General features: G+C 39.5%; 24 protein-coding genes. 14 read left to right on the top strand and 10 right to left on the bottom strand.

The annotated features are described in order from the left end of the window. Nucleotides 1–14 precede the first annotated feature (14 nt). From PTQ34_RS02220 to PTQ34_RS02205, 4 genes are all read right to left on the bottom strand, one after another. Nucleotides 15–422 carry a cyclophilin-like fold protein gene (locus tag PTQ34_RS02220; protein WP_273931832.1) on the bottom strand — a complete coding sequence of 136 codons (408 nt, stop codon included), beginning with the start codon at nucleotides 420–422 and terminating at the stop codon, nucleotides 15–17. Then, nucleotides 413–814: a MerR family transcriptional regulator gene (locus PTQ34_RS02215; protein ID WP_273931831.1), complete on the bottom strand. Its 402-nt coding sequence runs from the start codon at nucleotides 812–814 to the stop codon at nucleotides 413–415. The genes PTQ34_RS02220 and PTQ34_RS02215 overlap by 10 nt, the downstream gene beginning before the upstream one ends. Beyond that, entirely contained in the window at nucleotides 814–1,539 is a 726-nt protein-coding gene (locus PTQ34_RS02210; protein ID WP_273931830.1) for a carboxymuconolactone decarboxylase family protein, read from the bottom strand. The genes PTQ34_RS02215 and PTQ34_RS02210 overlap by 1 nt, the downstream gene beginning before the upstream one ends. A gap of 297 nt (nucleotides 1,540–1,836) precedes the next feature. Then, nucleotides 1,837–3,228, bottom strand: a complete 1,392-nt coding sequence (locus tag PTQ34_RS02205) for a cation:dicarboxylate symporter family transporter (protein WP_273931829.1) — start codon at nucleotides 3,226–3,228, stop codon at nucleotides 1,837–1,839. A gap of 177 nt (nucleotides 3,229–3,405) precedes the next feature. Here PTQ34_RS02205 and PTQ34_RS02200 point away from each other — a divergent pair, with 177 nt between their 5' ends. The 3 genes from PTQ34_RS02200 (at nucleotide 3,406) to PTQ34_RS02190 (ending at nucleotide 5,117) form a co-directional block, all read left to right on the top strand. Further along, nucleotides 3,406–3,681: an ArsR/SmtB family transcription factor gene (locus PTQ34_RS02200; RefSeq protein WP_273931828.1), complete on the top strand. Its 276-nt coding sequence runs from the start codon at nucleotides 3,406–3,408 to the stop codon at nucleotides 3,679–3,681. A gap of 236 nt (nucleotides 3,682–3,917) precedes the next feature. Beyond that, entirely contained in the window at nucleotides 3,918–4,787 is an 870-nt protein-coding gene (locus PTQ34_RS02195) for a permease (RefSeq protein ID WP_273931827.1), read from the top strand. A gap of 9 nt (nucleotides 4,788–4,796) precedes the next feature. Further along, the gene (locus PTQ34_RS02190; RefSeq protein ID WP_273931826.1) at nucleotides 4,797–5,117 is read left to right on the top strand and encodes a thioredoxin family protein; all 321 of its coding nucleotides are present in this window, start codon (nucleotides 4,797–4,799) and stop codon (nucleotides 5,115–5,117) included. An 89-nt stretch (nucleotides 5,118–5,206) separates the two neighbouring features. On the opposite strand, the gene PTQ34_RS02185 is transcribed toward PTQ34_RS02190, so the two are convergent. Both PTQ34_RS02185 and PTQ34_RS02180 read right to left on the bottom strand, forming a co-directional pair. Next, nucleotides 5,207–7,312 (bottom strand): heavy metal translocating P-type ATPase, encoded by a 2,106-nt coding sequence (locus tag PTQ34_RS02185; protein ID WP_273931825.1) that lies wholly within the window; start codon nucleotides 7,310–7,312, stop codon nucleotides 5,207–5,209. Between the two features lie 139 nt (nucleotides 7,313–7,451). Continuing rightward, nucleotides 7,452–7,655 carry a heavy-metal-associated domain-containing protein gene (locus PTQ34_RS02180; RefSeq protein ID WP_273931824.1) on the bottom strand — a complete coding sequence of 68 codons (204 nt, stop codon included), beginning with the start codon at nucleotides 7,653–7,655 and terminating at the stop codon, nucleotides 7,452–7,454. 123 nt (nucleotides 7,656–7,778) lie between these two features. Between PTQ34_RS02180 and PTQ34_RS02175 the strand changes: the two genes are divergently transcribed. The 6 genes from PTQ34_RS02175 (at nucleotide 7,779) to PTQ34_RS02150 (ending at nucleotide 14,780) form a co-directional block, all read left to right on the top strand. Then, entirely contained in the window at nucleotides 7,779–8,486 is a 708-nt protein-coding gene (locus tag PTQ34_RS02175; RefSeq protein ID WP_273931823.1) for a YebC/PmpR family DNA-binding transcriptional regulator, read from the top strand. Nucleotides 8,487–8,769: 283 nt separating this feature from the next. Next, nucleotides 8,770–9,258, top strand: a complete 489-nt coding sequence (locus tag PTQ34_RS02170) for a peptidylprolyl isomerase (RefSeq protein ID WP_273931821.1) — start codon at nucleotides 8,770–8,772, stop codon at nucleotides 9,256–9,258. A 238-nt stretch (nucleotides 9,259–9,496) separates the two neighbouring features. Further along, on the top strand, nucleotides 9,497–10,123 hold the full coding sequence (locus PTQ34_RS02165) for a hypothetical protein (protein ID WP_273931820.1): 627 nt from the start codon (nucleotides 9,497–9,499) through the stop codon (nucleotides 10,121–10,123). A gap of 231 nt (nucleotides 10,124–10,354) precedes the next feature. Continuing rightward, nucleotides 10,355–10,957, top strand: a complete 603-nt coding sequence (locus tag PTQ34_RS02160; RefSeq protein ID WP_273931819.1) for a disulfide bond formation protein B — start codon at nucleotides 10,355–10,357, stop codon at nucleotides 10,955–10,957. Further along, nucleotides 10,936–12,996: a dynamin family protein gene (locus PTQ34_RS02155; RefSeq protein ID WP_273931818.1), complete on the top strand. Its 2,061-nt coding sequence runs from the start codon at nucleotides 10,936–10,938 to the stop codon at nucleotides 12,994–12,996. Before PTQ34_RS02160 ends, PTQ34_RS02155 begins: the two co-directional genes overlap by 22 nt. Further along, a complete protein-coding gene (locus tag PTQ34_RS02150; protein ID WP_273931817.1) occupies nucleotides 12,990–14,780 on the top strand; it encodes a dynamin family protein in 1,791 nt (596 codons plus the stop codon). The genes PTQ34_RS02155 and PTQ34_RS02150 overlap by 7 nt, the downstream gene beginning before the upstream one ends. 261 nt (nucleotides 14,781–15,041) lie before the next feature. Here the strand turns inward: PTQ34_RS02150 and maf are convergent, their stop codons facing one another. From maf to alaS, 4 genes are all read right to left on the bottom strand, one after another. Continuing rightward, complete coding sequence (gene maf / locus PTQ34_RS02145; protein WP_273931816.1) at nucleotides 15,042–15,614, bottom strand: septum formation inhibitor Maf; 573 nt, start codon at nucleotides 15,612–15,614, stop codon at nucleotides 15,042–15,044. Between the two features lie 8 nt (nucleotides 15,615–15,622). Then, a complete protein-coding gene (locus PTQ34_RS02140) occupies nucleotides 15,623–16,087 on the bottom strand; it encodes a hypothetical protein (RefSeq protein WP_273931815.1) in 465 nt (154 codons plus the stop codon). 8 nt (nucleotides 16,088–16,095) lie between these two features. Beyond that, entirely contained in the window at nucleotides 16,096–16,611 is a 516-nt protein-coding gene (locus PTQ34_RS02135) for a hypothetical protein (protein WP_273931813.1), read from the bottom strand. Nucleotides 16,612–16,760: 149 nt separating this feature from the next. Next, the gene (gene alaS / locus PTQ34_RS02130) at nucleotides 16,761–19,298 is read right to left on the bottom strand and encodes an alanine--tRNA ligase (protein ID WP_273931812.1); all 2,538 of its coding nucleotides are present in this window, start codon (nucleotides 19,296–19,298) and stop codon (nucleotides 16,761–16,763) included. Between the two features lie 190 nt (nucleotides 19,299–19,488). On the opposite strand from alaS, the gene PTQ34_RS02125 reads away from it, so the two are divergent. The 5 genes from PTQ34_RS02125 to fusA all read left to right on the top strand — a co-directional run bounded on the left by PTQ34_RS02125 (nucleotide 19,489) and on the right by fusA (nucleotide 25,780). Further along, a complete protein-coding gene (locus PTQ34_RS02125) occupies nucleotides 19,489–20,130 on the top strand; it encodes an outer membrane protein assembly factor BamD (RefSeq protein WP_273931811.1) in 642 nt (213 codons plus the stop codon). 10 nt (nucleotides 20,131–20,140) lie between these two features. Further along, nucleotides 20,141–22,531, top strand: coding sequence for an endopeptidase La (gene lon, locus PTQ34_RS02120; RefSeq protein ID WP_273931810.1), 2,391 nt, complete (start codon nucleotides 20,141–20,143; stop codon nucleotides 22,529–22,531). 155 nt (nucleotides 22,532–22,686) lie between these two features. Next, nucleotides 22,687–23,076 (top strand): 30S ribosomal protein S12, encoded by a 390-nt coding sequence (rpsL, locus tag PTQ34_RS02115; protein ID WP_273930728.1) that lies wholly within the window; start codon nucleotides 22,687–22,689, stop codon nucleotides 23,074–23,076. 145 nt (nucleotides 23,077–23,221) lie between these two features. Continuing rightward, on the top strand, nucleotides 23,222–23,692 hold the full coding sequence (gene rpsG, locus PTQ34_RS02110; RefSeq protein WP_273931809.1) for a 30S ribosomal protein S7: 471 nt from the start codon (nucleotides 23,222–23,224) through the stop codon (nucleotides 23,690–23,692). A gap of 12 nt (nucleotides 23,693–23,704) precedes the next feature. After that, nucleotides 23,705–25,780 carry an elongation factor G gene (fusA, locus tag PTQ34_RS02105; protein WP_273930730.1) on the top strand — a complete coding sequence of 692 codons (2,076 nt, stop codon included), beginning with the start codon at nucleotides 23,705–23,707 and terminating at the stop codon, nucleotides 25,778–25,780. The last annotated feature ends 29 nt before the right edge of the window (nucleotides 25,781–25,809 follow it).

Genomic DNA, 25,809 nt, shown 5'->3' with positions numbered 1-25,809 from the left:
ACTATAAAAGGCTTTTATCTTACAGATAGCCTTATTTTTGCATCACCTGTGCCTAGCAGCTTTTTTAGCTCATCTTTGCCTATGCCATCTAATTTGCCAAGGCGAGTTAAGAGCCATGAGTTTGTATCGTAGGCTAATACGAAAGTTTGACCGCTATAAAGAATTATATCGCAAGGCTGCATTGTGATTTGCTCATCATTTCGTGGCAATGGCGATGGAAGTTTGCCGCTTTTTTCAAAGCCACCATAATCACTAGCATTTATGATGATATCACCTTTTTCTAGCTCTTTATATAGAGCCAAAGCCCGGCTATTTTCAGCCAAAACAGCCTTTAACTTTTGCTCATTTATGATAACAAAAATCTCCATTTTCTCTCCTAAAACAAAGCTAAAAAGACAAAAAAGCGATAAAATCACTCGCATTGTTTGCCACCTTTGGCGTGTGGGTCGCTTTTGGCTTTTATGGCAGTTTCGTAGAACTCAATTTTTTTATCCACACAATCAAGCGCACCTTTTATCTCATCAAGCTCATTTAAAATTCTACTTTTTTCTTCTTTTATCATCACTAGGCGAATTTCTAGTGTGCTATCGCCTTTGATAGCTAAATTTATATACTCTCTAAGGCGTTTAACGCTCATACCCATTTTACGAAAACGCACAACCCATTCTACCCACTCTATATCGCTTTTGCTAAAATACCTAATGCCACTGGGGCTATGCTCAACCAAAGGAAAAAGCCCATTATCACACCAATAACGCAAAGTGCGTGGGCTTACGCCTGTTTTTTGTGAGACTTCTATGATTGTGTATGCCATTATTTGCTAGCCTCTATTACAGCAGCGGTGGCATTTAGTGAGCGTGGATAGCCTATAAGAGCGATATTTGCGTTGATTAGGGCGATTAATTTTTCTTTGTTTAAGCCTTGAAGAAAAATAGCTTTTGCGTGAGCTTTCATCTGTGCTGAGGTATCGCCCTGCGCAGCCAAAAAGAAAAATGTGATAATCTCACGCTCGTCTAGGCTTAAAATCTCAGTTCTAGTGTAATAATCCCCAAAGCAATTTTGGCTTAAATACCTGCCGATTTGTGCGTAGTCGCCACTCATACTCTGCGTAGTAGCACTGCCAAAAAGCTCTATTTGTAAATTTTGCCCATTTTTAAGTCTATTTTCATCACTATCTAGGGCAAAATCTGTGATTTTAACCCCTTTACGCTTATAAATTTCACTTGTAACAAAGATAAATTCCCTAATCCTAGCCATACCAAGATAAGCCGTGCTTTGGCGTAAAAGCTCCATTATCTCATCAGCTTTTAACTCGCTTTTTTCTACCCTTTCTTGCCATAGCCTAAGCGAACCCGATGCTATTATCATAGCTAGATTACTAAGCTCAATCTGCCTAGGACTTAGGCCAGCTTTTATGCTATCATTTTTGCTACTTTTCTCAAAGTTTTCAAATATCGCTTTAAGCGTGTTATCCTCTATATTTGCACTCATCAAAACACCCCCCCCAAACACCGCAAAAACAGCTAAAATCTTTTTCATTGAAGTTCCTTTAAGGCATTTTCATACTCTTCGTTGCTTACTTTTTCTAGCCAAAAAGCCGCAGCCGCTGCGGTAATGCCAAGAGTTAAAATAGTTTTTTTCATTTTGCTTCCTTTTTTAAAAGTTTAGCAAAAATTATAAAACATTACACCAAGTGTAAGTCAAGGAATTTTAGTAATTTTTTCTAAGGAATTCTAGAATTTAGTCAAAGAATTCTAGATTTTATTTTAGGAATTCTAGATTTTATTTTAGGAATTCTAGATTTTATCCTAGGAATTCTAGAATTCCCTTAGCAAACTACGCTTTTTCTTTTGCTTCAAGTTTCTCAAAGTCAAACTCACTAGGGTGATTTATAGCGTAGTTAAACTTATCTTTATCAATCTTTTTATCCCAGATTCCTACGATTAGGCAGGCTACTGCGTTTCCGCACAGGTTTCCTACCGCGCGTATTTCACTCATAAACTTATCAACCCCAAGCAGCACTGCCACAGTTACCACAGGTATGACATCGTGCATAGAACCAAGCGTTCCAGCTAGCACCACAAAGCCTGAGCCTGTCACGCCCACAGCACCTTTGCTAGTAACCATTAAAATCAGCAAAATGCTAAGCAAATGCGAAAAACTAAGCTCAATGTCAAAAGCTTGAGCCAAAAATATCACGCAAGATGATAGATAAATATTTGTACAATCTAGGTTAAAAGAGTAGCCAAAAGGTATTATTACGCCGACACAGCCTTTGTGAATTCCTGCGCTCTCTAACTTTTTCATAAGTGGCGCAAGGGCTACTTCGCTAGAACTTGTAGCAAACACAACCAACACTTCTTTTGCGATAAAGCGCATGAACTTAAATATATTTACCTTAGCTAAGTAGCAAATCACGCCAAGTATCACAAAAATAAACACCAAAGACGAAATTAGCATAGTTGCTAGCAGGCTTAGCATACCTATGAGACTCTCAATCCCAAACTTGCCGATAAGATACGCTATCGCACAATACGCCGCTAATGGACTTAGCCACATAAATATGCTAAGGGCTTTTAGCACCCAGTGCTGAGCCTTTTGAATCGGCTTTATGAACAAATCTTTGATTTTCTTTGGCGCAAAACTTAGCGCAATAGCTGAAATTAACGCCATAAAAAGCACTTGAAGCGTATTTGCTTTAATAAATGGCGTTATAACGATACTTAGGGCTAAAAGAGCGTTTTTAATCACCCCAAGCACCAAGCCAAAGCCACTAAGCGTGCTTAAATCATCATAGGGCAAAAGTGGAGTTTTTGGCACAGCGCCTGCTAGTATCGCCCAGACTGAGCCTACATCTTTTGAGTTAGCTGAGAACTTCTCCACGCTACTAGCATCAAATGAACTAGGATCTAAGTGCATACCCACACCAGGGGCAAGCGCCAGCGAGCCAAAGATACCCACAGCCAAAGCTGCCGTGCTAACTACTTCAAAGTAAATAAAGCCTTTTAAACCTATGCTGCCAAGGTCTCTTAGGCTTTCTAAACACACAATGCCTGAGATAATAGTAAGAAAGATAATTGGTCCTACCATCCACTTTAAAATCATTATAAAATAATCAATCCCAAACTTGCTAAGGGTGCCAATTTGGGGAAAAGCATATCCTACAAAAATACCAAGTGCTATTGCTAAAACGACCCAAAATGCGAGATTTTTTAATACTTTAATCATTCTAATACCTTAAAAGAAGTTGACAAATTCTAGCAAAATAAATCTTAAATTCTTTAAGAATTCCAGTTGGAATTCCAAGATATTTGCTTAGGAATTCTAGAATTCCTTATAGAATATATTGACAAGTGTCTATATATTTGTTACAATACATAGACAAATATCAATATAAGGTAAAAAATGAGTATAGAAGAACTAGCCCAAATCGCAAAAGCCCTAAGCGACACAAACAGACTAAATATAATAAAAATGCTAACAAAGGGCAGACTTTGCGCTTGCGAGCTTTTAGAAAAGCTTGAAGTAACGCAGCCTACTCTATCTCATCATATGAAGATTTTGTGTGAGTGCGGCTTGGTCTTTGCTTTTAAAGAGGGCAAATGGCAGCACTACGACATAAACTGCGAGCGTTTTAAAGAGTTTAAAGAAAGCATAAATGCGATTTCTTGTCCGCCTTAAACTGCGAGCATAAAGAGCGTAATTAAAAAGGTAAAAGTAGAATTAAAACTCTAAACTCACGCTCTAAAAAGGCAAAAATATATAGACAAACATCAATTAAAAGGATAAAAAATGAAAGATATTTTAGGTGCTTTGGGGAATTTTTAAAAGAAATTTTCTCATTTTCTTACTTAGATACTGGGCTAAGCAGGCTTTTAGAAGCCCTTGGCTTAGAGCTTGGCTCAAAGATTTTTTCGGTGCTACATTTTTTTCTTTATGATAGCATTAAGATTTTTTTCTTGCTTTTTGTGCTTGTTTTTGGCATTAGCTATATCCAAAGCTACTTTCCGCCGCAAAGAACCAAAGAAATCTTAGGTTCTATGAATGGTTTTTGGGGCAGGATTTTTGGGGCTTTGCTGGGGATTTTGACGCCCTTTTGCTCGTGTTCTAGTATTCCGCTTTTTATAGGATTTTGTAGCGCAGGGCTTAGCATAGGCGTTACGCTTAGCTTTCTTATTATGTCGCCGATGGCTGACCTTGCCTCGCTTGCTATTTTAATCAGCGAGTTTGGGTATAAAATCGCCCTTGCGTATTTGCTCTCAGGGCTTGTTATAGCGATTTTGAGCGGATATATCATAGAAAAACTAGGCTTTGTAAAAATCACAGCCATCAAAGCCACAGCAAACTACACGTCCCCAAGCCAAAAAGAGCGCATAAAAGAAGCCAAAAACGGCGCAAAAGACATTATAAAGCGAGTTTGGCTCTATATTTTACTAGGCGTGGCAATAGGTTCTTTTATCCATAATCTCTTGCCCCAAAACCTAGTAGAAAGCGTGCTTGGGGCTGATTTGTGGTATAGCGTGCTACTTGCTTGCGTGGTTGGAATTCCTATGTATGCTGATACTTTTGCGGCTATTCCAGTAGCTCTTGCGCTTTTAGAAAAAGGTGCAGGACTAGGCACAGTGCTTAGCTTTTTGATGAGTGTTACAGCACTTAGTCTGCCTTCGCTTGTGATGCTCTCAAAGGTTATGAGTCCACGCTTGCTAGCAGCTTTTGTGATTACGCTTAGCTTGGGGATTATTCTCATAGGCTATATTTTTAATGCTTTTGCATATATTTTTATTTAAGGAGAGAAAATGTTTAAGTTTTTTAAGAAAAAAAAGCTAAAATGTGCTTGCAATGCTAATGAGACAAGCTTTGAGCCAAAGAGTTTTAGCGGTGAAATAACAAGCATAAAGGTGCTAGGCACAGGCTGCTGTAATGAGCTAAATGAAAATTGCAAATCAGCCCTAAAAGAGCTAGGTTTGGGGCTTGAAGTGGAGTATATCAAGGATATTTCGGTGATTGCTAGCTATGGTGTGCTAAGCGTGCCTGCGCTAGTGGTAAATGAAGTGGTGCTAAGTGCTGGCAGAGCTCTAAGCAAAAGCGAGATAAAAGAGCTTTTAAGCAAGGCGTAGTTTTTAGGGAATTCTAGAATTGCTAAGTATAATTTATAGGAATTCTAATTTGCTAGGTAATTTTGGAATTCCACTTTGGAATTCCAAAATTACCTTAAAAGGCGCAAAGAGTTTAGCACGACTATTACTGAGCTAGAACTCATGGCAAATGCTGCGATAGCTGGGGTTAAAAATACCCCCGCACCCCCAAAAACACCAGCTGCGAGCGGAATACAAAGAGCGTTATAACAAAATGCCCAAAAGAGATTTTGCTTGATGATTTTTAGCGCTTTTTGCCCTAAGCTAAAAAGCTCTGAGAGTGCCTTTATATCATCTTTTATGATGATTATATCGCTAGCATCTTTGCTAATATCGCTTGAATTGCTGATTGCTACGCCTATCATCGCTTCTTTCATAGCAAGCGCGTCATTTATACCATCACCTACAAAAACAGCACTCCCCCCAAAGCCCCTTAAAAGCTCTACTTTCTCGTTTGGCAAAAGCCCAGCATAATACTCATCAAGCCCAAGTTTGCTACTTATTTGCCCAGCATTTTTTTCATTATCTCCACTTAACATTACGCATTTTAGCCCCTTTGCTTTTAGCTTGCTTATTAGCTCTTTTGCGCCTTCTTTGATCTCATCGCTTAGGGCGATAAAGCCCCTATACTCGCCACCCACAGCTAGTAGCGCTAAAGCTGCGTTTTGTGCTAAAATCTGCTCTTTTTGGCTTTCATTTAGAACTACGCCGTGATTTTGGAGTAGTTTAATGCTGCCTAAGAGCATTAAAACGCCGTTTTCTTCATACTCTATGCCAAGTCCTGCTAGCTCTTTTATGCCCTTTGCGCCCTTGCTTGTGCCCACGTATTTGCTGATTGCCTTTGAGATAGGGTGCGAGCTTGCCTTACTTAAAAAGCCAGCAAGCCTTAAATCATCATCATTTAAGCTCGTAGCACTCACGCTTAAAGAGCCTTTTGTAAGCGTGCCGGTTTTATCAAAGGCTACGATTTTTGCGCCTTTAATAAGCTCTATTATGGCTGGATTTTTTATGAGAATTCCAGATTTTGAGCCTTTGCTAAGAGCGCAGACTATGGCAATAGGCGTAGCAAGCCCTAAGGCACAAGGGCAAGAAATCACAAGCACGCTAATAGCGCAAATCACAGCCTTATCAACATCAAAAAAACTCCAAATAATAAGCGTTAGTAGCGAAACCCCGATCACGCTAGGCACAAAAATATTTGAGATTTTATCGGCTAGGCGAGCTATGTTTAGCTTTTTGCTCGCACTTTGCTGTAAGCTTGAAATAATGCCTTCTAGCAGGCTTTCTTTTGGGTTTTTAGCAATTTTTGCTAGTATGGTGCCATTTATATTTGTGCTGCCACCAAAGATATTTTCACCCACGCTTTTATATCGTGGCAGGCTCTCACCATTTATCGCACTCTCATCAAACTCAGCCCCGCCATAAGTGATTATAGCGTCACTTGGGGCGTGTTCGCCTGGCTTTATGCTGATTATATCTCCTATTTTTAGCTCGCTTGCTTTTATCTGCTTTTCTGTGCCATCAGCTAAGAGCAAATGCGCTATTTTTGGCTTTAAGTCCATTAGGCTTTTTAGACGCAGGCTGGTTTTTGCCCTTGCTTTGCTCTCTAAAAACTTGCCAAGCAGCACGAAGCTAATAATCATCGCAGGGCTGTCAAAATACAGCTCGTGAGAGCCAGCAAAATACGCAAACAGCGAGTAGAAAAAGGCTGAGAACACTCCAAGGCTAACAAGGGTGTTCATATCAAAGTTTTTTTCTTTTAGGCTGCGTAGGGCGTGGGTGTAAAAGCTAGTGCCGCAAAGCAGGCAAAGGAAGCACAAAATAAGCGATGAAAGTGCGATAAAATCGTGGCTAGCAGAAATTAAGCCAAAGTGAAAAAGCATGATTAAGCCTGAGCAAACTGCGCTTATTGTTAGCTTTATAGCTAGCACTTTTTGCTCTTTTGCCTGAGCCATTAAAAGCTCGTTAAAATCATGCGCTACGCCAAAGCCAAGGGCTTTTATTTTTTCTATTATTTTTTGCTCTACGCTTTTGTTTTCTAGCTCAAAAATGCCACTATTATCGCTTAGACTAATATTTGCGCTTTTTACGCCTTTTATTTTTTTTGTTGCTCTTGTGATAGCATTTGCGCAGTTTACGCAGGTCATGCCGGTGATGTTTAGATGAAGTTTGCTCATGATTTTTTGTTTTATTAAATTTTGGAATTCCAAAATGCTGAAATTCTAGAATTCCCAAAGAGAATTCCTTAAACTAGAATTCCCAAAGAGAATTCTTTAAATTCTAGAATTCCTTAAATTCTAGAATTCCTAGAAAGCTTTAATCAATTCTTTTTATCACATCAAAGCCAAGTTCGCTCATTGCCTCTTTAAAGCCTTGTTCTTTGCTCTCATCAAGCTCCACGCTTACACGGCGTGGGCTTACGCTAAGATCAACGCTAATCTCGCCAAAATCCTCTTTAAGCTCTGAGATTATAGTATTTGCGCAGTTTTGGCAGTTTATATTATTTGCTTCAAAAGTCATTTTTGCGTCCTTTTAGTGAATTTTTAAAAAGCGATTTTAGCCCCTTTTTTTTAAATATTAGCAAAATATATGCATTTTTTGATATAATCGCCGTTTTATAATTTTCTATCAAGGACAAAGACAATGGGAAGAGCATTTGAATACCGCAGAGCAAGCAAAGAAGCACGCTGGGATAAGATGAGCAAGCTATTTCCAAAGCTTGGCAAGGCAATTACAATAGCTGCAAAAGAGGGCGGAACTGACCCTGATATGAACCCAAAACTTCGCACCGCAATCGCAACTGCTAAGGCACAAAATATGCCAAAAGACAACATCGATGCTGCGATAAAAAGGGCAAATGGCAAGGACAGCGCGGATATCAAAACTATATTTTACGATGGCAAAGGCGCACACGGCGTTCAAATCATAGTAGAGACCGCAACTGATAATCCAACTCGCACCGTAGCAAATATAAAATCAATTTTTAACAAAAACGGCGGCGAAATGCTGCCTTCTGGCTCACTAAATTTTATGTTTTCTCGCAAGGCTGTATTTAGCTGTGAGCCTTATGGGGGCGATACTGACGAGCTAGAACTTGCACTAATAGACGCTGGGCTTGAAGAGATGGAGAGCAGCGATGACGAGCTTCGCATAATAGGCGATTACACGGCTTTTGGCACGCTTAGCGCAGCACTTGAAGAAAACTCACTTGTGATAAAAAAAGGAGCTTTGGAATTCTTACCAAACTCTACTATATCGCTAAACGATGAGCAAATGAGCGAGCTTGAAAAGCTGCTTGATAAGCTTGAAGATGATGATGATGTGCAAGCTGTCTATACTAATGTAGAGTAAAATCTGTGGCGATTTGTCTCGCACGCTTAGAGCGACTAAACTTCACTCGCACTTCGCTTGGGCGTTCGCTCAGTGCGCCTTCGCTCGTGCTCGCTTAGTTTAGTCACATTAAGCGCACGATACTAGAATCGCCGAAATTTAGTCAATGAGAAATAAATGGAATTTGTGTTTATAGTAGCTATTGCTGCGTTTTTTACTGCTGGCATGCTATATGTCGTAAAAAGCAGTGATAAAAAATCAAAAAATAGCCTAAAAACAGCGTAAATCAAAATAAAGGATAAAAATGGAAGAGTTAAAAACTTATGAAATAAATGAAGCTGAGCTAGCAAAGTGCGCTTATGCCGTGCTTAGCACAGAGCGTGGCGATATAAATATAAAATTATATCCAAAAAGCGCCCCGCAAACCGTGGCAAACTTCGCCGAACTTGCTAAAAGCGGCTTTTATGACGGACTTAGCTTTCATAGAGTAATACCTGGCTTTGTCGCACAAGGCGGCTGCCCATACGGCACTGGCACAGGTGGACCTGGCTGGCGCATAAAATGCGAGTGCGTAGGGCAAAAAGAAAAACACAAAAAAGGCACGCTCTCAATGGCTCACGCAGGCCGTGATACCGGCGGTTCGCAGTTTTTTATCTGCTTTGCGCCGCAGCCACATTTAGATGGCGTTCATACTATCTTTGGCGACGTAGAGGGCAAAGATAGCCTAAAAGTGCTTGATAGCATAAAGCCAAATGATAAAATCGTAAAAATAGAGATAAAAGAAAGCTTATAAAGGCTTTAGCCAATTTAGAATTTTAGAATTCCCTAACTTTTATCTGCGTTTTTGGGGGCTAGGGGGTATTTTTTATCTTAGGGAATTTTAGTTTGGGGAATTCTAGTTTAAGGAATTCTGTGGAATTCTAGGGAATTCTAAAATTCTCTAATTCTAAGGAATTCTAGAATTCTCTAACTAAAAAATAGAGGTTTGGATAAAATTCTATTTTTAAACTTAATTTTTCAAAGGAGAAAAAATGAAAAAAATTCTTGGTTCAGTAGTTGCCGCAGGACTAATTGCTTCAGTTGCTTTTGGAGAAAAAGTAAAATTATATACGCTCGATTTTTACAAAAATCCTAATTACGAAGACACTCAGCAATGCTATAAATTTATTGATGTAAATGTGAATATTAAAAAGGATTCTTGGCTTAAAGAACTAGCAAAATTTGGCTTGAAATTTAAGTTTGGCAAAGATGAAAATAACGCAAACAGACTAATAGTCGTAATGAAAAATAACGAAACAGCTTTTGTGGATACATATTTTGGTGATAAAGAATATATAGATAATAACGAGGTAATCGCTACTAAAAATGGTAAAAGAATAAGGATAGAACCAAAGCAAGTAGAAGCTGATAATGATGGTGATGATATTTGGAGTCATCGATATGAAGTGTTAGAATACAAAGCCGATGAACTAATTAGCTATAATTACGAAAAAATGCTATGCGATGACCCAGAATATATAAAATATATGGACGCAGAGCTAAAAGAGGATGCTGAGCGGAAAAAAAGAAAGGAAAAAGATGGTGGCGACAAACTAAGAGATTTGGCACTTGGATTACACCAAGATATGCTAGAAACTACACGAGAAAACAAAAAATAAAAATTCTTCGCCAAAGCTTAAAGCACGAAAATGGATAAAAACTTCTACATTTTTATCCATTTTTTCTCGTTTTTATACAAGTTAAGCAAGTTGTAAGAGTTTTTTATTTTGCTACACACCCAAGAGACAAAATAGCTAATTCAAGAATTAAAAAAGTTAATTCAAGAACCAAAAATCAAAATTCTCCCCAAAAAATACGCTATATTTACAAAATCAGCCTAAAATATCCTTATGAAAAAGTTTTTATTTGGCAGATATTTTTGGCTTTTTATCGCTTTGCTTAGCATATTTAGCGTGCTTGTGGCGCATTTTGTTCTTCAAGTTTGGCTTTTTATGCCGCCTTGTGAAAACTGCGTTTATATCCGCTACGCCTTTTGTGTGGTCTTTTTGGGTGCGGTTTTGGCTCTTGTTTTGCCTCGTATTTTGCGCTTTATTTCCTACGCTCTTATCATCTACGGCGCAGGGTATGGAGCTAGTGTGTCTATCACGCTAATGCATATAAAATCCAGCCTAAATGCCGCAAACCCCTTTGGCGTAAGCGGCTGCAAGCTAGAACCTAGCTTTCATTTTGGATTGCGGCTGCATGAGTGGTGGAGCGATATGTTTTTGCCAAAGGCACTTTGTGGCTTTGATGCGCCACAGCCGCCACCTGGACTTAGTTTTGATGGGCTTAGGGCTTATTTTTTACAAGCTTATGAGAGAGGCTGGTATCTAGTGCCAAAGTATGAGTTTATAAGCCTTGCTGAGATTTCACTTGTGCTTTTTATTTTTATTTTGGCTCTTTTGGTTTTTAGATTTTTTGGAGGTTTATTTTGCAAAAAAACGATGTTTTAAGTGCACTTTGGGGCGTGGAGCTTTTGCGTGTGGATTATGCCAAGCAGGTAGTTTGCGATGCGCACAGCGGGGCTATAGTGCTCTGTGCTAATGAGAACAATATCGCTCGCTTGGAGTGCCTAGGGTCTTTTACATCTGTGCTAAAAAGCGTAGCTGGCGGTAAGGATAAGTATAATATCCAAAGTGCTCAAGCTGGAATTTTAAATGCTTTAGAAAATCTAAAAATGCCACGAAATGAGCTTATTTTGGCTCTTTCTAGGCTAAATGAGGTGGGAATTTTAGATTTAAAATACCTTGAAGTTTTAAAAAGCTTTATGCTAGGGCTTAACTACGATGAGCTAAGCTCTCCAAGTGCGTCAAATACGAGCTTTAAGCGCAGTATGGATGAGCTAAATGAAATAGCAAAAGAGTTAAGTTTGCTTTGTGATAAAAGCATGGGCTCAAGGCTACAAAAAGCTATAAACTCGGCAAATAACGCAAACTTTAGCCTAGCCTTGAGCGGGGTGGTAAATGCTGGCAAATCAAGTCTTTTAAATGCTCTTATCGCTCAAAATTTACTAGGCGTCTCAAACATCCCCCAAACAGCAGCGATTTGCGCTTTAAAATACAGCGATGAGCCTTATGCTAAGATTGAGTTTTTTAGCACTGATGAGCAAGGGCAGTTGCCAAAAAAAGAGCTAAAAGATATAAACATAAGCCTTGACGCGCTGCCTAAATACACAGCTGCTAGTAGCGAACTAGCCCAGTATGTAAAGCTCTGCACTCTTGGCATAAATGCTGAGATACTCTCAGGCATCGATATAATAGACACTCCAGGCATAGACGATGCGATAAAAGCAAGAGAAGAGTTAAGCGCAAACTACCTAAAAAGCTGTGATAGCCTACTATATCTAATGAACGCAGCCCAAGCTGCAAGTGCTAAGGATATGGCGTTTTTGCGTGATATAGTTTTAACTAGTAAAAATTCTGAAATTCTCGTGCTTCTTACACACATTGACAAGCTTAGCGAGGCTGAGAGACTAAGTGTGCTTGAATACACGCAAAGAAGCGTGCTTGAAGAACTTGGAGAGCTAAATGAGGAGCTAGCAAAAAATATAAAATATTTTCTAGTCTCAGCACCTGCAAATATCGGTATAAACGAGCTTAAAGCACATCTTTTTGCTAGCTTTTTTGGAGAGAGCTCTAAAAAGGCTAGCATTATACTAAATGCTTATAAAAAAGAGCTTGGACTTATTGCTGGTGCGCTTTTTAGTGAGTTTGAGAGCGAGCTAAGGGCACTAAATGCTAGTGGAGCTAAAGCAAATGATGAAATATCAAAGCTAAAAGCGCAAGCTAGCCAGCTAGAACTAGCTCTAAATGATAGCGAACAAAAAATCGCAAATATCACAAACTCTTTAAAAGATGAGAAAATCAGCACACAAAATGAAATAAGCGCAATTTCAAGCAAGATTGCTGATAGGGTGATGAATGAGGTAAAATACAGAAGCGCTAAAAAACAAAAGGCCGATAATGACTTGCTTTTTGCTATCGCAAATAGCGCAATTAGCGACTTTTTGATTGATTTATTTAGGGATAAAAGGCGCATTTTAGAGCTTAAATTAGAAAGTTTTGCGCTTAATTTAAAAGAGCTTTTAAATGATTTTAGCTTTAAAATGCCTGATTTTAAAGAATATATTGGTAGCAAAGAGCTAAAAATAGAGCAAGAGAGTCTTAAAAATGCCATAAAAGAAGCATTAAAAAGCTCGGATCTAAGCAAGAACTCTAGTGCGCTAAAAAGTGCTTTAAACGAGTTTTTAAGCTCGCTAGATTTGGAGGGACAGATTATTTCTTTGCTTAGCGAGTGTGCAAAAGACTTTAAAAGCTCGCTTGAAAACTCGCTAAAAGAGCTAAAAGAGCATTTTGCTAGCCAAAATGAAAAAATTCTAGAATTCCTTAGCAAAAATGAGCAAAAAAGCGCAGATTTAAGCCAAAATTCTAAGCTTTGTGCGCAAAATTTAAACAAAGCAAAAGAGCTAAAAGAAAGGTTAGAAAAATGCTAGAAACCTTTATAAGAGAATACGCAGAGCGTTTTGATCGCACATTTAGTGATGGTTTTAAGGGCGAGTTTGAGAGATTTTGCGCTGCTGTTTTGGAGCCTTCGCAGCTGCCTAGCGCAGAGCTAAAAGAGCGGCTAAATGCGCTAAATACGCTATTTTATGAGCCACTTAGTGTGGCTGTGGTGGGGCAGTTTAGTAGTGGCAAATCAAGTTTTTTAAACGCAATTTTAGGCGCAGATATACTGCCTACTGGCATCATACCAGTAACAGCAAAGCCTACTTTTATCAAATACGCCCCGCAATCTTTCTTAAAAGCACTTTATGAAGATGGTAGAGAGGAGTATCTAAGCCTTGATGCTCTTGGTGATTTTGTAGATCAAAGAAAGGATATAAAAGCCGTAAAAGCTTTGTATATTCATCTACCAAACGAGATTTTAAAAAAAGTTAGCTTCATAGACACCCCAGGGCTAAACTCTAGAAGTGCTAAGGATACAGCAGAGACCATGAAAATACTAAAAGAGTGTAGCGGACTAATCTGGCTTTCTCTTATAGATAATGCTGCTCGTGCTGGGGAGCTAAATGAGCTCTCACTTGTGCCAAAAACGCTAAAAAACCACGCAATCTGTGCGCTAAATCAAAAAGACAAATTAAATGATGAAGAAATAAAGCGCGTGCTAAATCACAGCAAAATCACTTATAATGAGTATTTTAGCGATGTTTGTGCAATCTCAGCTAAAATGCAAAGGGTAGGGCAGAGCGATGAGAGTGGATTTAAGCAGATTTTTAGCTTTTTGGATAGTTTTAGTGCTGATGAGTTTATAAAGGCAAATCTAGCGCAAATTAAGAATTCCTTAGTGGAGCAAAACCACTTTGCCCTTGGGGTTTTAGAGGGGCTTACAGAGATTTTAGAGAGTTTTGATATAAGTTTTAAGGAAAAAATCAAAGAGCTTGAGAGCGAGTATAAAAAGAGCTTTTTGTTAATTTTTGATGAGTTAAAGCAAAATGCTAGCTTTGTTGCCCAGCAGATTTTAAGCTTCATTACGCCAAAAGAATGCGAGTATTTCAAGTCTAGCAGTGGTATTTTTGGCAAAAAAATCGAGCGTGCTAGCTACCAAGCACCACTACTAGATGAGGACGCTGCGCTTTTAGCACTTATTTACAATGATGATAAACTAGCCAAAATGTTTAACAAGCTAAAAAGAGGGCTAATAGAGCTAAAAGAGCGCATTAAAGGTGATTTGCAAAGCATTTTTGATGAGCTTAAAAATCAGGCTTTGGACTACAAGGCTAGGTTTGAGAGCGTGCGAAAGGATGATGCCCTGCACTCTGATATACTTTTTGCGCATATTAGAGAGTTTAGTTGCGATACTTATGGGCTGTTTTTTTTGGCATACGAGCGTGAGCTTGAGGCAAAATTTGCTAGGCTTGATGTGTTTTTTGAAAGACTAAATATCAAAATCGCCACAAACTACGCCTCAGCCGTGCGCCTAAGCCTTTCGCACCTAAGTAGCAAAATCGCCACGCAAAGAAAAAGTTATGAGAGCGACCCGCTTAGTTTTGCGCTGTTTTATCCTAGCTTAGAGTATGTGCGTGAGCGTGTGCTAGGCGAGCTTTGCTACTATGAGTTTGAGGGCGATATTACTAGCACGGCTCCTTTTAGCACGAAGTTTTTGCTAGGCCTTAAAGAAAGCTTTTCTAAGATAAAAGAGCAAAATATTGCTTACATCACAGCCCTTAAAACAAAGCAAGAAAACAGCCTAAAAAGCATTCTAGCTCTAAGTTTTTAGCCCTAGAATTGCCTAGGAATTCTAGATTGAGAATTCTAGTTTAGGAATTCTAGTTTATGAATTCTAGAATTCTTAGGCTTTTTGGGGGTTAGGGGGTATTTTTAGCTTAGGAATTCTAGTTTACGCTAAGAGTGATATTTAAAAAGGCTAGGGTGTTGTAATAAAAGCATGTTTTCAAAGCTAAATATAGAAAACGCTAAATCCGCCCAAAACCCCAGCTATCAAAAAACGAGTGCGGCTAAAATATTTAAAACACTCATTTTAGCCCAAAAAAGCTTTTAGCAAAGGCACATCAAGACCCATAGCTGTGCTTATATCGCCGTGCTGAGATAAAATATACCGCCCAGAAAAACCCTCTATCATCATCGCTCCAGCCTTGCCTATATACTCGCCACTTGCTATATATTTATCAATTTCACGCTTAGGATAAGGCGCAAAATCATAGCTAGCCACGCTTAGGGCCCAGAGTGTAAAATCCTTTGCTAGCACACACATTGCGGCATATACGCTAGCTTTTGCTCCACTTTGTAATTCTAACATAGCCCTTGCGTGGCTCTCATCCTTTGCCTTGCCTAAAATCTGCCCCTTACAAATCACGCTAGAATCAGCAAAAATTATTGCCCCACGCTCCAAAAACTGCCCCAACTGTGAGCCAAAATGCGCTTTAAACTGCAAGACCTTTTGCTCCACTACAGCTTGGCTGTAAGAAACTGGCGCAGTTTTTATAGCGCAGATCTTGCTCTCATCGTAATCAAATGCTATTTGCTCATAAGCAATGCCAGCTTGCTTTAAAAGCAAAGCCCTTGAAGCCGAACTAGAAGCTAAAAATACCACGCAAACCCCTAAAAATCACGCAAAGCAATGCCAAGATAAATACTAAGCATGCTAAGCACTATATTTAAAGGCGTGAAATAATAAGCAATAAGCACTATATTTTCGCGTATTTCAATGCTTTCGTTTTTGCTAAAGGCTTTTTTTGCGCTGATAAACTTATAATACATATAGCAAAGATTTACAGCTATAAAAAGGCTTACGGCGATTTTTGTAGTGATTATCGCCTCTTTCATAGGGTCAAAAAAGATGTTTTCTTGCTGCTTCCAAGCAATAAGCCCAAAAGCTATCAAACAAATAAGCAAGAAAAAAATCGCTCCAAAAAAGCGTTTTAGCTCTCTAAGGGCGATTTTATTTTCTTTTTGATAGTGGCAAAAGACGATTAGCCCAACTTGCGCAGCTATGAAAAGCGAGCCAAAAGAACTAAGCAAAAAGGGCAGTAATTGCTGGGTTTTCATAAAAGCTGCTTCTGCCATTTTTTGCCTTATTTTGTGAAAATTTCAGCGATTTTTGGGCTGATTTTGTATGTTCTAAATAGCTCCATAAGCTCGCCGCCGCTTATGCCATAAATGCGCTCTTGTAGTGGCTGGGTAGCGTTATTTCTAGCTAGTGCTAGAATAAGTGGTAGCTCATCGCAGACTAATTTTTCTTGCGTGCCAGTAAAAAAATGAGTTATATCCAAAGCAACGCCATCTAGTACCTCTGCTAACTCGTAGGTTTTTAGGCTTTTTTCTCGCACTAGATCTTGGCTTGGCCAGAGATTTTGGGTTAGTTTGTAGGCTTCTTTTAACTCATCTGCGCTAGAGTTTGCTTCGCTCATCATCATGCTAACTGCTGTTATACAAGCGAGTTTTTCTTTATTTTCGCAGGCTTTTTTAGCTTCACCAATGCTCGGTGCTTTCATACTCCCAGAGATTTCTGCGCTTTGATTTTCATCACTATCATTTTGCGAATAAGCACAAAATACCAGCAAAAATAAAGCTAAAAATATTTTTTTCATTTTTTTTCTTTTTTAAATTTATTTAGGAATTCTAGAATTCCTAAAATCTAGAATTCCTAAATTCTAGAATTCCAAATTTTAGAATTCCTAGCAATAAATTCTAGAATTCCTAAGCTAAATTCTAGAATTCTTTATATAGGAATTCTAGATTACAAACTTGCGCTTATTAGCTCTTTTGCGCTTTTAAAAGCTTCATTTAAGCGGCTTGGGTCTTTGCCACCTGCTGTGGCAAAGTCACTTCTGCCACCACCGCCACCATTTATTATAGGTGCGATTTTGCTCACTATTTCACCTGCTTTTAGCTCACAGCCTTTTACGCCCACAGCTAAGCTTACTTTGCCGTCTTTTACATTTGCTAGCACGGCTATTACTTTATCGGCTCCATTTTTTAGCTCGTCAATTTTGCTTTTTATATCGCCACCAAACTCGCTGATTACAACCTTTGCGCCTTTTATATCAAAGCTTTCTAAACTGCTATTAGAACTAGCATTTTTTAGCTCGTCTTTGGCTGCTTTTAGCTCAGCTTTTAGTTTTTTAATAGCACTTAGCAAATCAGCATTTTTCAGCTCTATTTCGCACTCGCCAAGCTCATGTCTTAGCTCGTTTGTATACTGCGTAGCAGAACTAGCACAAATGGCTTCGATGCGCCTAACGCCAGCACTTACACCGCTTTCTTTTGTGATGAAAAATGAGCCGATTTCATTTATATTTTCTACATGCGTGCCGCCGCAAAATTCCTTGCTCTCACCAAGCGTTAGCACACGCACCATTTCTCCGTATTTCTCGCCAAAAAGTGCGATTGCACCTGAGTTTTTAGCACTCTCAATGTCCATTATTTCAGTTTTTGCCTTTGCTCCTTTTTGGATTTGTGCATTTACCCAGCTTTCAATCTGCTCTAATTCCTGGCTAGTTACTGGCTTTGGATGCGAAAAGTCAAAGCGCAAGCGATTTGGCTCCACGCTAGATCCAGCTTGAGCGATATGCTCACCAAGGAATTTGCGAAGTGCGGCGTGAAGCAAGTGCGTAGCACTATGATGACGGCGAGTTTGAAGTCTTGCGCTTTCATTTACTTTTACTTCTACATTTTCGCCCACTTTTAGTGGCTCTTTGACCTTGATTTGCGCTAGATTTAGCCCAAAGTGCTTTGTGGTATCAAGCACTTCATTTTTGCCTACAAAGCCCGTATCGCCGCACTGCCCACCACTTCTAGCATAAAGCGGAGTTTTATCAAGCAGAACATAACCCACACCTGAGTTAAGAGAGCTTACACGCTTAAAGTTCTCATCTAAAAGGGCTAGAATTCTAGAATTCCAGCTTAAATTATCATATCCTACAAACTCATTTTCGCCAAACTCTTCTAAAAGCTCTTTAAAATCGCCACTTTCAGCCTTCGCATCGCCGCTACCTTTCCAACTAGCCTTAGCTCTTGCTTTTTGCTCATTCATTAGCTCATCAAACTTTGCGCTATCTACACTTAGCCCTTTTTCTCTTAGCATATCAGCAGTTAGATCAAGCGGAAAGCCGTAAGTATCATATAGCTTAAATGCCACCTCGCCAGAAAATACATCTTTTGTATTTGCTAGCTCAGCGTTAAATAGCTCAAGCCCAGCCGAAATAGTAGCTAGAAATCTCTCTTCTTCAAGGCGGATTAGCTCTTTAATATTTTCTTTCTTTTCATTTAAATAAGTATAGTGCGAGCCCATAATCTGGCAAAGAGTATCAACTAACTTATACATAAATGGCTCTTTTATGCCAAGCAAATATCCGTGGCGTACAGCACGGCGCAAAATGCGTCTAAGCACATATCCACGGCCCTCTTTATCAAAGTTTACACCCTGAGCTAGTAAAAAACTAACCGAGCGAATATGATCAGCGATTACTCTATAACTTGCGCCTTTTTCATATTCATACGGAATTCCGCATAATTTTGCTACATGGTTTATTAAAGGCATGAAAAGTTCAGTATCGTAGTTGCTAAACTTGCCCTCTAAAATCGCTTGAACACGCTCTAAACCCATACCAGTATCTATACTAGGCTTTGGTAGTGGGCTTAGCGTGCCATCGCTTGAGCGCTCGTATTGCATAAATACAAGGTTCCAAATCTCAAGGAAGCGATCGCCATCGCCGCCCATGTAGTCTTCTTCGCCTTTAAAATGCTCTGCGCCTTGGTCGTAGTAGATCTCAGAACATGGCCCACAAGGCCCAGTATCGCCCATCGCCCAGAAATTATCTTTTTCGCCAAAGCGGTAAATATGGCTCTCATCAATCACATAAGCCTTCCACAGCTCATAAGCTTCATCGTCTTTTTCATATACACTTACATAAAGACGCTCTTTTGGCAGTTTTAGCACGCCAGTTACGAACTCCCACGCATAGCCTATTGCTTCTTTTTTGAAATACTCGCCAAAGCTAAAATTTCCTAGCATCTCAAAAAAAGTATGGTGGCGTGCGGTGTAGCCTACATTATCTAAGTCATTATGCTTGCCACCAGCTCTTATGCAGGTTTGACAGCTAGTGCGTATGGGTGGAATAGGGCGAGGCACAGCACCTGTAAAAATGCTCTTAAATGGCACCATACCAGCGTTTGTAAATAGCAAAGTCGCATCATCAGGCACCAGCGGCGCACTCTCTATTACTTCATGCCCAAGATTTTTAAAATACTTTAAATATTCAGCTCTTACATCCATTTTGTAATCCTAAAAATAAATTTTAACCGCCGATTATAGCACAATAAACTTGAATTCCTACAAGAAATTAGTAAAAATATTCTAGGAATTCTAGATTTAGAAAATAAAATTTTTATTTTTATGGCAAAAGACTTGATTTTTAAACTAAAAGCTTGTAGAATTATCGCATTTGATTTTTTTGGAGCCAGCTATGAAATATACTTTTATATTGATTTTTGCGCTAATATTTAGTGCTTGTAGCACTTTTAATAAAAAAGACGACGCACTTTTTAATCTCACGCCTAGTGAGTGGTTTGCGCAGATTTTAAGTGATATCCGTGATAAAAACCTAGATAACGCTGATGAACACTATATCAGCTTTGCAAGCGAGCATATAAACTCTGATTATCTACCTCAAACTGTGCTTATCCTCTCAGCTGCTCACACCGCAGAGGAGCGCTATACTATGGCAAACTTCTACCTTGATGAGTATATCAAGCGTTTTGGTGATACGCAGGGCATTGAGTATGCGAAATTTCTTAAAATCAAAGCAAATTTTGATAGCTTTGCTAAGCCAAATCGCAATCAAACTTTGATGCTAAAAAGCATTGATGAGATTAGTGAATTTCTAGCTCAGTATCCAAACTCGCAGTATCGCCCACTTATAGAGACTATGCTAGCAAAACTTCATCTTGCGCAGACTTATTTACACGAAGAAATCGCTAGTCTATACGAGCGCAGAGGCAGAGAAGATAGCGCACAGATCTACCGTGATAGGCTAGAGCAAGGCGGCATAGGCACAGATGATTTTGTGCGTCCAACCTTGCCTTGGTATATGCGTCCATTTGAATAGGGGGGAAAGCGTGGAAATAACTAGTAATTCTCAGGTTTTGCCTGTACTTGTAGAAAGTGATCTTTTTTTATATCCTTTTATGATCACGCCAATTTTTCTCTCATCAAAAGACGAGCTTGAGCTTGTTGAGCTTGCGATGAAAAAAGACATGCAAATAGCCATCATGCCAAGCAAAAACAACCAAGCAAGTGGCTTTGATGGTTGTTATAAAGCAGGTGTGGTAGGCAATATCTTGCGCCGTAGCACTATGCCAGATGGCAAGATAAAAATACTATTTCAAGGCGAAAAAAAGGCTAGAATCTGCGAGATAATCAGCCAAAAACCTATGCTAGCAAGCTTGGAGACTCTAAACATACAAATCCCAAATGAGCAAAAATGTGAAGCCTTGCTAGGAATTTTAAAAGAAAAAATTAAAGCCCTTGGCAAAGTCTCTCAGGCAATCAGCGATGATTTGCTCCGCACTATCAATGATAGCAGTGATTTAGAGCGCATTTGTGATATTGTTTGTTCGGCTTTGAAGCTAAAAAAAGAGTTAGCATATAACTTTTTTATAGTAACAAATATAGAAGAAAAAGTTATAAAAATCAGCGATTATATAGATGGCGAGATAGAAGCTAGCAAACTACAAAAAGAAATAAAATCAAAAGTTCATAGCAGGATTGATAAGGTAAATAAAGAATATTTCTTAAAAGAGCAATTAAAAGAAATACAAAGAGAACTAGGCAGTGATACTAACCGTGATGAAGAGCTTGAAGAGTATAGAAAACGCTTAGCAAAGAAAAAAGATTTTATGGGCGAAGATGCTTATAAAGAAATAAATAAGCAAATCGAGCGTCTTTCACGCATGCATCCTGATGGCAGCGAGGCGAGCATGACGCAAGGATATCTAGACTGGGCTTTGGATGTGCCCTTTGAAAAGCTAAGCCACGCTGATCTTAGCGTAAATATGGTAGCTACGCAGCTTGACCGCGATCATTATGGGCTAAAAAAGCCAAAAGAGCGTATTATAGAGTATTTTGCTCTAAGAGAACTGCTAGAAAAAAGAAAGTGCGAAAGCAAGGCAAACAAAGGCACTATTCTTTGCTTTGTAGGACCTCCAGGCGTGGGAAAAACTAGCCTAGCAAATAGCATTTCAAAGGCACTAAAACGCAAGCTAGTCCGCATAGCACTAGGAGGCTTAGAGGATGTAAATGAGCTTCGTGGTCACCGCAGAACCTACATCGGCGCAATGCCAGGTCGCATAGTCCAAGGGCTGATTGAAGCAAAGACTATGAATCCAGTAGTAGTGCTTGATGAGATTGACAAGCTTGCTAGATCGTATCGTGGTGATCCAACTGCGGTTTTGCTTGAAATCCTAGACCCAGAGCAAAATAGCAAGTTTAGAGATTATTATCTAAACTTTAATATTGACTTAGCTAAAATCGTTTTTATAGCCACCGCAAACGAAGTAGCGCCGATACCTGCGCCACTTAGGGATAGAATGGAGTTTATCCAGCTAAATAGCTACACTCCACAAGAAAAAATGGAGATTTTCAAAAAATACTTGCTACCTGGGGAGCTAGAAAATCACGGCCTAAAAGCTAGCGAAATAAACATAAGCAAAGCGGCTGTGCAGATGCTAATAGAAGAATACACCCGTGAGAGCGGAGTGCGAAATCTGCGCCGCCAAACTGCAAATATCTTGCGCAAATCAGCCCTAAAAATCCTAGAAAACGGCGATCAAAAAGGCTATAAAATAAACATAACGCCAAAAAATCTAGGCGAGTTTTTAGATAAAAAAGTCTATGAAATAAACCCAGCACCTAAAAGCGATAAAGTAGGCATCGTAAATGGTCTAGCGTGGACTAGTGTAGGTGGCGATGTGCTACGCATAGAAGCAATTCGCATAAAAGGCAGCGGCAAGCTAGAAATCACAGGTCAGCTAGGCGATGTGATGAAAGAAAGTGCGCAAATTGCTAGATCGCTAATCAAAACGCTAATTGATTCAGGTAAGCTAAAAGTGCCAAAAGAGCTTATAAGAAATGACAAAGAGGGTAAACCTATGCCTGTATATGATAGCTATGATTTGCACATCCATGTCCCAGAAGGCGCCACGCCAAAAGATGGCCCAAGTGCTGGAATTACAATGAGCACGGCTATTGCTAGTATTTTTAGTAACAAAAGCGTTCGCCACGATGTGGCAATGACAGGCGAAATAACGCTAAGTGGTGAAGTGCTACCAATCGGTGGGCTAAAAGAAAAGCTAATCGCAGCTTTTAAAGCCAAAATCAAAACAGCGCTAATACCTGCTAAAAACTACGAGCGAGATCTAGTAGATATCCCTGATGAAGTAAAAAACGGCATGGAGATCATAGCAGTAAATACCATCTCTGATGTGCTAAAACATGCTTTAAATAAATAGAGAATTCTAGAATTCTCTAGATTTTTTAGGGAATTCTAGAATTATTTTATAAAAAAATCTAGAATTCCCTAGATTTTTATTCTTTTTCAATGTATTTTAAGCTTATTTTTATATAATTTCAGTCTTTTTTAAATTTTTTCAAGAAAGGATTTTGCGTGCCTACTATCAATCAATTAGTTCGCAAAGAGCGCAAAAAAGTGATTAGCAAGAGCAAATCACCTGCGCTAAAAGAGTGTCCGCAAAGACGTGGAGTTTGTACTCGTGTATATACAACTACACCTAAAAAACCAAACTCAGCGCTTCGTAAAGTTGCCAAAGTTCGCTTAACAAGCGGATTTGAGGTTATTAGCTACATTGGTGGTGAGGGACACAACCTACAAGAGCACAGCATCGTGCTAGTTCGTGGCGGTCGTGTTAAGGACTTACCAGGTGTTAAATACCATATCGTTCGCGGTGCTTTGGATACTGCTGGTGTTGCTAAAAGAACAGTTTCTCGCTCTAAATACGGTGCAAAAAGACCAAAAGAGGGTGCAGCGAAAAAATAATCTAGAATTCTTTGGAATTCTAGTTTTAAAGTTGCCGCAAAGTGCGGTTATATTGTCAAATAATCTACTCAGACGCAGACTGCTAAGACTATCAAGTGTGCTTTTCGCAGCCTGAGTAAAATTACAAAAATTTGAAGGAAAAACAATGAGAAGAAGAAAAGCTCCCGTTAGGGAAGTAATGCCTGATCCAGTTTATTCAAGCAAGATCATTACAAAATTTATCAACTCACTTATGTATGATGGCAAAAAATCAGTTGCCACAGAAATCATGTATGGTGCTCTAAAAGCAATCGAGAGCAAGAATAAAGAAGTAAAAGGCATAGATGTCTTTAACGACGCTATAGACAATGTAAAACCAGTAATGGAAGTAAAATCACGCCGTGTGGGTGGTGCTACTTACCAAGTTCCAGTAGAAGTTCGCCCAGCACGTCAACAAGCGCTTGCAATCCGCTGGATCATCAGCTTCGCACGCAAAAGAAGCGAGCACACAATGATAGAAAAACTAGCTGGCGAGCTACTAGATGCTGCAAACTCTCGTGGTTCAGCATTTAAGAAAAAAGAAGACACTTACAAAATGGCAGAGGCAAACAAAGCCTTCGCTCACTACCGCTGGTAATAGGGGGAGAAAATGGCTAGACAAACTCCACTTAACCGTGTTAGAAACATCGGTATCGCAGCTCACATCGACGCTGGTAAAACAACTACTAGTGAGCGTATATTATTTTTCACAGGCGTTAGCCACAAAATAGGCGAGGTTCACGAAGGTGCTGCTACTATGGACTGGATGGAACAAGAGCGTGAGCGTGGTATTACTATCACATCTGCTGCTACAACTTGTTTTTGGAAAGATCATCAAATAAATCTTATTGACACCCCAGGACACGTTGATTTTACTATTGAAGTTGAGCGTTCTATGCGTGTGCTTGATGGTGCTGTGGCTGTATTTTGCGCTGTTGGTGGTGTTCAACCACAAAGCGAGACCGTTTGGCGCCAAGCTAACAAATACGGTGTTCCACGCATGGTATTTGTAAACAAAATGGATAGAACCGGTGCAAACTTCTTTGGTGTAGAACAACAAATCAAAGACCGTCTAAAAGCTAATCCAGTTCCAATTCAAATCCCAATCGGTGCAGAAGATACTTTTAAAGGTGTAGTTGACCTTGTAACTATGAAAGCGCTTACTTGGGACGATGCAAAAGGTCCAAGCTTGCCAGATATCGGTGAAATCCCAGCTGAACTAAAAGACAAAGCTGAAGAATATAGAGCAAAAATGATCGAAGCTATAGCTGAGACTGATGATGCTTTGATGGAGAAGTTTTTTGCTGGTGAGGAACTAAGCGAAGATGAGATCAAAAAAGGTATCAAAAAAGGCTGCCTAAGCATGGCTATCATTCCTATGCTATGCGGAACTGCGTTTAAAAATAAAGGTGTTCAACCACTGCTTGATGCTGTTATTGACTACCTACCAGCACCGGACGAAGTTGCTGAGATAAAAGGCGTTTATGACGATGGTAGCGAAGTAAGCGTAGCAAATAGCGATGATGGCGAGTTTGCTGGACTTGCGTTTAAGATTATGACTGACCCATTTGTTGGTCAGCTTACTTTTGTTCGTGTATATCGTGGCTGCTTGGAGAGTGGAAGCTATGTATATAACAGCGTAAAAGGCAAAAAAGAGCGTATAGGCCGTCTGCTTAGAATGCACTCAAACAAACGCGAAGAAGTAAAAGAAATCTACGCTGGTGAAATCGGCGCAGTTGTAGGCCTAAAAGATACCTTCACAGGTGATACTCTAACTGGCGAAAAAGACCATGTAATCCTAGAAAAAATGGACTTTCCAGATCCGGTTATCAGCGTAGCTGTTGAGCCAAAAACAAAAGCTGACCAAGAAAAAATGGGCTTAGCTCTACAAAAACTAGCGCAAGAAGACCCATCATTTAGAGTTAGTACTGATGAAGAAAGTGGTCAAACAATCATCTCTGGTATGGGTGAGCTACACCTTGAGATCATCGTTGATCGTATGCTAAGAGAGTTTAAGGTTGAAGCAGAGGTAGGTCAACCTCAAGTTGCTTACCGCGAGACTATTAAATCAGCAGTTGAGCAAGAATACAAATACGCAAAACAATCTGGTGGTCGTGGTCAATACGGACATGTGTTCTTGCGTATAGAGCCAGTTGAGGCTGGTAGCGGCTTTACTTTTGTAAACGACATCAAAGGTGGTGTTGTACCAAAAGAATATATCCCAGCAGTAGAAAAAGGCTGCCAAGAGGCACTTCAAAATGGTATTTTGGCAGGATATCCTGTTGAAGATGTGAAAATCACACTATTTGATGGTTCTTACCACGAAGTTGATAGCTCTGAAATGGCATTTAAGCTTGCTGCGTCAATGGGCTTTAAAGAAGGTGCAAAAAAAGCAAATCCAGCTATCCTAGAGCCTATGATGAAAGTTGAAGTAGAAACTCCAGAAGAGTATATGGGTGATGTTATCGGCGATCTTAATAAACGCCGTGGCCAAGTAAACTCAATGGATGAAAGAAGCGGTAACAAAATCGTTACAGCCTTCTGCCCACTTTCACAAATGTTTGGCTACTCTACTGACCTTCGCAGCCAAACTCAAGGCCGTGCTACTTACTCAATGGAGTTTGACCATTATGAGGAAGTTCCACGCAATGTGGCTGATGAGATTATCAAAAGTCGCAATGGCTAATTACCAAGCTTTTTAGCTCAGAGTATAGG

The sequence above is a fragment of the Campylobacter magnus genome (assembly GCF_028649595.1).
Lineage (GTDB): Bacteria > Campylobacterota > Campylobacteria > Campylobacterales > Campylobacteraceae > Campylobacter > Campylobacter magnus.
This window is presented reverse-complemented; position numbering and strand designations above follow the sequence as displayed.

What these genes read in the sequence shown, in the direction of transcription:
- PTQ34_RS02220 (WP_273931832.1), bottom strand. Translation starts at nt 422, where the DNA reads ATGCGAGTGATTTTATCGCTTTTTTGTCTTTTTAGCTTTGTTTTAGGA.
- PTQ34_RS02215 (WP_273931831.1), bottom strand. Translation starts at nt 814, where the DNA reads ATGGCATACACAATCATAGAAGTCTCACAAAAAACAGGCGTAAGCCCA.
- PTQ34_RS02210 (WP_273931830.1), bottom strand. Translation starts at nt 1,539, where the DNA reads ATGAAAAAGATTTTAGCTGTTTTTGCGGTGTTTGGGGGGGGTGTTTTG.
- PTQ34_RS02205 (WP_273931829.1), bottom strand. Translation starts at nt 3,228, where the DNA reads ATGATTAAAGTATTAAAAAATCTCGCATTTTGGGTCGTTTTAGCAATA.
- PTQ34_RS02200 (WP_273931828.1), top strand. Translation starts at nt 3,406, where the DNA reads ATGAGTATAGAAGAACTAGCCCAAATCGCAAAAGCCCTAAGCGACACA.
- PTQ34_RS02190 (WP_273931826.1), top strand. Translation starts at nt 4,797, where the DNA reads ATGTTTAAGTTTTTTAAGAAAAAAAAGCTAAAATGTGCTTGCAATGCT.
- PTQ34_RS02185 (WP_273931825.1), bottom strand. Translation starts at nt 7,312, where the DNA reads ATGAGCAAACTTCATCTAAACATCACCGGCATGACCTGCGTAAACTGC.
- PTQ34_RS02180 (WP_273931824.1), bottom strand. Translation starts at nt 7,655, where the DNA reads ATGACTTTTGAAGCAAATAATATAAACTGCCAAAACTGCGCAAATACT.
- PTQ34_RS02175 (WP_273931823.1), top strand. Translation starts at nt 7,779, where the DNA reads ATGGGAAGAGCATTTGAATACCGCAGAGCAAGCAAAGAAGCACGCTGG.
- PTQ34_RS02170 (WP_273931821.1), top strand. Translation starts at nt 8,770, where the DNA reads ATGGAAGAGTTAAAAACTTATGAAATAAATGAAGCTGAGCTAGCAAAG.
- PTQ34_RS02165 (WP_273931820.1), top strand. Translation starts at nt 9,497, where the DNA reads ATGAAAAAAATTCTTGGTTCAGTAGTTGCCGCAGGACTAATTGCTTCA.
- PTQ34_RS02160 (WP_273931819.1), top strand. Translation starts at nt 10,355, where the DNA reads ATGAAAAAGTTTTTATTTGGCAGATATTTTTGGCTTTTTATCGCTTTG.
- PTQ34_RS02150 (WP_273931817.1), top strand. Translation starts at nt 12,990, where the DNA reads ATGCTAGAAACCTTTATAAGAGAATACGCAGAGCGTTTTGATCGCACA.
- PTQ34_RS02140 (WP_273931815.1), bottom strand. Translation starts at nt 16,087, where the DNA reads ATGGCAGAAGCAGCTTTTATGAAAACCCAGCAATTACTGCCCTTTTTG.
- PTQ34_RS02135 (WP_273931813.1), bottom strand. Translation starts at nt 16,611, where the DNA reads ATGAAAAAAATATTTTTAGCTTTATTTTTGCTGGTATTTTGTGCTTAT.
- alaS (WP_273931812.1), bottom strand. Translation starts at nt 19,298, where the DNA reads ATGGATGTAAGAGCTGAATATTTAAAGTATTTTAAAAATCTTGGGCAT.
- PTQ34_RS02125 (WP_273931811.1), top strand. Translation starts at nt 19,489, where the DNA reads ATGAAATATACTTTTATATTGATTTTTGCGCTAATATTTAGTGCTTGT.
- rpsG (WP_273931809.1), top strand. Translation starts at nt 23,222, where the DNA reads ATGAGAAGAAGAAAAGCTCCCGTTAGGGAAGTAATGCCTGATCCAGTT.
- fusA (WP_273930730.1), top strand. Translation starts at nt 23,705, where the DNA reads ATGGCTAGACAAACTCCACTTAACCGTGTTAGAAACATCGGTATCGCA.